At 52.9% G+C, this 2,505-nt stretch carries 1 protein-coding gene; it reads right to left on the bottom strand.

Translation table 11 applies throughout. From position 1 onward, the window contains the following. Positions 1 to 279: 279 nt before the first annotated feature. Positions 280 to 2,310, bottom strand: coding sequence for a TonB-dependent receptor plug domain-containing protein (locus ACOCD2_RS16665; protein WP_293649795.1), 2,031 nt, complete (start codon positions 2,308 to 2,310; stop codon positions 280 to 282). Positions 2,311 to 2,505: the final 195 nt, after the last annotated feature.

The raw sequence follows: 2,505 nt of genomic DNA, 5'->3' as shown, positions 1-2,505 counted from the left end.
GCTTTGGATGAGAATTTTGCCAGGGTTTGCCCCAAACCCGGCAATCCCCCCGGAAATTCTCTGGTCACTGTGCTGCTGCGCATGGTGGCTTGAATAATTTCTGGGAAACTTCAGTTAAATATAGTGCTGTTGACACTTGTATTGTTGCTTCAATTGAACTTTATTGCCGCAGATCAAAAGGAAAGGCCCGCAGCAGAGACTGCAGGCCAATTTGCCCGGAAAACATTCTGACCATCTTTCCTTGCGCCGCAACGGATGCGGTCGCCGGAAAAGAATGTCTTAGAACCGGTAGGCTGCGTTCAAGTAGAAGTACCTTCCGGGTTCGTTCATCAGAATCACATCACCGCCGCCGCCTTCCAGCAGGGTCAGGTCCTTGTAGGTGTTGCTGACGGCATAGGTTTCATCGAACACATTGTCCACACCCAGCACCAGATTGATGTTCTTGGTGAGCGCATGGTCCACCTTCAGGTTGAGAACGGCCCAGCTGTCGAGCTCCTGTTCACCATTGTCTGCGTCATAGCGGGTCCAGTTGTCGGCAGCCACCACTTCGGCACGCGCCAGGCTGTCATCCAGGTACTCCCAGTTGAGCGCCAGAGTACCCTTGAGAGGCGGAATCTCCGGCAAATCCCTGTCTGTCTGTCCGGGTTGCGCTTTGTCTTTCTCGCCGCGCTGCCAGGCCAGGCCAAAATCCAGGTAAATCTGGTCAGTGAAATTCCAGGAGCCATCAACGGAGAAACCATAAAGGGTCGCATCCACATTGTCGAAGCGGCGCATCATTTTACTGTCATTGTAGACGATGAAGTCACCCAGCCAGCTGTAGAAAACCTTGGGCTTGATATACAGGGAACCGGCATTCAGTTCCATGCCAAGATCGATTTCGGTATTGATCACCTGATCCAGATCAGGGTTGCCGATAAGCACGCCGCCCGCCGTGGGGAATCGCAGGTAGAGTTCACGGGCATCCGGTACACGTGCGGAACGCCCCACACCACCGAACAGTTTCAGGCCATCCTGCAGCCCATAGGTACCGAAGGCAAAAGCACTGAGTGCTGAATAATCGTTGGAAGGCTGTGTCCCGGCGGGTTCGATGGTGGTGTCATCATAACGGGCACCCAGCTTCAGGTTGAAGCTTTCGATATTCTTTTCCGCCTCGACAAAGATGGCGGCATTGTCCGTATCCACATCATCGATACTGACGAAGCCATCGATCTTGGCAGCCATGCCTTTGCCCTCGAAGGCGCCATCCCAGTTACGGCGGCTGAAATCCAGCCCCACGGTCATGACCGTGCCATCGCTCAGATCCCAGCTATTTTTAACCTTGGCGCCCTGCATCTCGGTTTCCAGGTGGTGGGTCTTCTCATTCACGGAACCTGGGCCGGAGGAAAGGCGGTAGCGGTTGGACATGGGATGGTCCACCTGGGAGTTGTAATACTGAAAGCTCAGCTCCCGCGACCAGATTCCCAGATCGCTGATGACATATTGCACATCAAAAATATCGGAATCGTCGTAGATGGCATCCATGGGACTGGAAGGATACAGCACATCATCACTGCGGTTGGCGGTGTAGCTCAGCTTGAGTTCCTGGTTCTCGGTAATATCCACGAACAGTTTTCCCATGAAAGTGGATTTTTCATAGGCCTCCAGATCCCGGTATTTGTCCTGATACCGTCCCTTGCTGGTTGGATCATAGTTCTCGATCTGCTCGGCAAAGTCATTGCCGTCGCCATCTTCGTACTGATCACTGCTTTCCCTGGAAATGCTGGCCATAGCGCGCACACGATCGGTGCCCCCTGTCAAAGTCGCAGCGCCTTTCAGGTAATTCCAGCTGCCCACATTGAGGCTGACCTCGCCGTGCATGCCCTCTTCCGGTTCCTTGGTGGTGATCTTCACCGCACCGCTGAGTGTGCCGAAGTTCTCCACGTCGTAGGGGCCTTCGGTGATCTCCACAGATTCGATGTTGTTGGTCAGAATATGGGAGGTGGGCGGATCCATGCGGTTGGGGCAGGCACCGTAGATCTTGCCACCATCAATGAGAATATTGATGTTGTCCTTCTTCTGGCCACGCAGGATGATGTCATTGGCAATGCCACTGCGGCGCACCAGGGAAACAGAAGCTGATTTCTTTGCCAGGGCTTCCGCCAGGTCAGCAGATTTTACTTCCTTGCCGCTGATATCATTGAGGCGCGTGCCCTGCACCACCATTTCCGGCATTGCTTCGGTATCTTCTTTCTTGTCTTCCTGGTCAGCGGCCACACCAGTGGCACACAGACTGCTGCAAATCACAAAGGGAAGAATCTGCTTCTTTTTCATTGGCTGTCAGTCTCAATAAGTTGGAGGTTAAAACTTCAGCATATAGTGCAATTCTTATGCCATTCGAAAGACCACCCACAAATCAGGCTGTTACCCGGAAGCAAGGAAGAGAACGCTTCGGCAGTTGCGCCATACGACACAGCTTGTGTGCTATATCACACACTTTCTTCTTGTAAAAACAATCATCTGCTATTG

Source organism: Thiolapillus sp., from assembly GCF_048562965.1.
Taxonomy (GTDB): Bacteria; Pseudomonadota; Gammaproteobacteria; order Chromatiales; family Chromatiaceae; genus Thiolapillus; species Thiolapillus brandeum_A.
The sequence above is the reverse complement of the archived record's forward strand: the minus strand, read 5'-3'. Positions and strand labels throughout refer to the sequence as shown.